This is a genomic window from Burkholderia sp. Ap-955, from assembly GCF_011753045.1.
Classification (GTDB): domain Bacteria; phylum Pseudomonadota; class Gammaproteobacteria; order Burkholderiales; family Burkholderiaceae; genus Burkholderia; species Burkholderia lata_D.
Genome location: NZ_VWWH01000202.1, coordinates 1 through 1,925 on the forward strand (window position 1 = coordinate 1; position 1,925 = coordinate 1,925).

At 66.5% G+C, this 1,925-nt stretch carries 2 protein-coding genes and 1 pseudogene; 2 read left to right on the plus strand and 1 reads right to left on the minus strand.

Translation table 11 applies throughout. The annotated features are described in order from the left end of the window. Positions 1-119: 119 nt before the first annotated feature. Positions 120-368 (minus strand): annotated as a pseudogene (locus F3J15_RS37270) (P-II family nitrogen regulator); the annotation flags it as partial. A 355-nt stretch (positions 369-723) separates the two neighbouring features. Here F3J15_RS37270 and F3J15_RS37275 point away from each other — a divergent pair. Continuing rightward, positions 724-975: an accessory factor UbiK family protein gene (locus F3J15_RS37275; protein WP_006489451.1), complete on the plus strand. Its 252-nt coding sequence runs from the start codon at positions 724-726 to the stop codon at positions 973-975. A gap of 303 nt (positions 976-1,278) precedes the next feature. Next, on the plus strand, positions 1,279-1,925 hold a 647-nt coding region (locus F3J15_RS37280), incomplete at its 3' end, for a magnesium chelatase domain-containing protein (RefSeq protein ID WP_275692423.1).

Sequence of the window (1,925 nt, forward strand, 5' to 3'; positions counted from 1 at the left end):
GCCCCGATCCCGCGCGGCGGGCCTATGATCGACATGATCGCCTCCTGATAGCCCGGATCACCGCCCAGCGATGTTCCCGTCGCCTTGCGGTGCTATCTTCGTGACTGGATGGCGATCTACGTGCGCGCGGCCCGCTCGATCGCCTCGACCGCCTCGTCGACGAGATCGTCGGACACGGCTGCCTCGATCTTCATCTTCGGCAGGAAATCGACCACGTATTCGGCGCCGCGGTACAGCTCGGTGTGCCCCTTCTGGCGTCCGAACCCTTTCACCTCCGTCACCGTGATGCCCGAGACGCCAAGCGCCGACAGCGCTTCGCGCGTCTCATCGAGCTTGAACGGCTTGATGATTGCGGTAATGAGTTTCATGAAGTCCTCTCGCTGGGTTGTCCCGTCGAATTGGTTGGAATGTTGTAACGGACTCTTCTCAGCAACTCGCATGCCAAGTCGGTTCGCGCACCGTTTCAAAGGGCTTCATCAAGGGGTCGCATCGCGTGATGTAAGGTGCGGAAGCCCGGCCGAATGGCCAACGTGCCCCGGTTTGCTGGCGCGGCGAAAGGATCGTTGCTAGAGTGCACGCACGTCCCGGATTCCCGGGCCATTCACCCATGCGGGCGCCATGCCCGGAATTCGCGCCCACGGCGCACCATTTCCGGTCATGCGTGCATCATGGGCACGTACGCAACTGAAGATGCACATTTTTTGTGCAAGGAAGGGGAATCACATGAAGCAACCCAGCGACGTTTTCAACGATCTGCAGTCGCGCGTCAGCGATCTGCTGAAAAACTCGCCGGCCAAGGACGTCGAGCGCAACGTGAAGGCCATGCTGTCGCAAGGCTTCTCGAAACTCGATCTCGTCACGCGCGAGGAATTCGACACGCAGGCCCAGGTGCTCGCCCGCACCCGCGTGCGCCTCGAGGAACTCGAGAAACGCGTCGCGGAACTCGAGCAGAAGCTCGCCGCGCCGCAAGCCTGACGCCCTGTCCGGCCGCAAGGTCCGGGCGCGGGCCGCCTCGTGCGGCCCGCGCCCGCCGCCTTGAAGCACTGAAGCACTGAAGCACTGAAGCACTGAAGCACTGAAGTCACCGTACCGTTCTTCGTCGTCCGTCGTTCTCCGCAGCACCCCCGCTCTTCGCTGTTCATCGCTCTTCGCAGTCCGTCGTTCCGCTGTTCCTCGTTCTTTCCCCGCGCCACGCCGGCAAGCGCGCACCGATTCCTCCGATTCCCGCGGCATGCGGCCTCGAACGGCCGTCGTCCGTCTTTTTTCAGGAGCCTCGCCATGTCGCTCGCCGTGGTGCGCAGTCGCGCGCCCGCCTCCGGCCGCGCGCCGGACGTCACCGTCGAAGTCCATCTCGCCAACGGGTTGCCGTCGTTCTCGATCGTCGGCCTGCCCGACCTCGAAGTCCGCGAAAGCCGCGAGCGCGTCCGTGCCGCGCTGCAGAACTGCGGCTTCGACTTCCCCGTGCGCCGCATCACCGTCAACCTCGCGCCAGCCGACCTGCCGAAGGAGTCGGGACGGTTCGACCTGCCGATCGCGCTCGGCATCCTCGCCGCGAACGGCCAGATCCCGGCCGACGCGCTGGCCGGCCGCGAATTCGCGGGTGAACTGTCGCTGACCGGCGCGCTGCGGCCGATGCGCGGTGCGTTTGCGATGGCGTGTGGCGTCGCGCGGGATTGGCAATCAGCGGAAAGTGGCGCGGCTTCCGACCTGGGTTCCGGCACGCTCTCCGGTTCAGGCAACGGTGGCCAAGGGGTCGGCCCGGAGCCGCGCTCCGTCGCCGCGTCGAACAACCCCGAGCTGTACCTGCCGCTCGCCAGCGCCGCCGAGGCCGCGCTCGTGCCGGGCGTCACCGTGTTCGGCGCGCCGGACCTGCCCGCGCTGTGCGCGCACCTCACCGGCGCGCCCGACGGGCGGCTCGCGCCGGT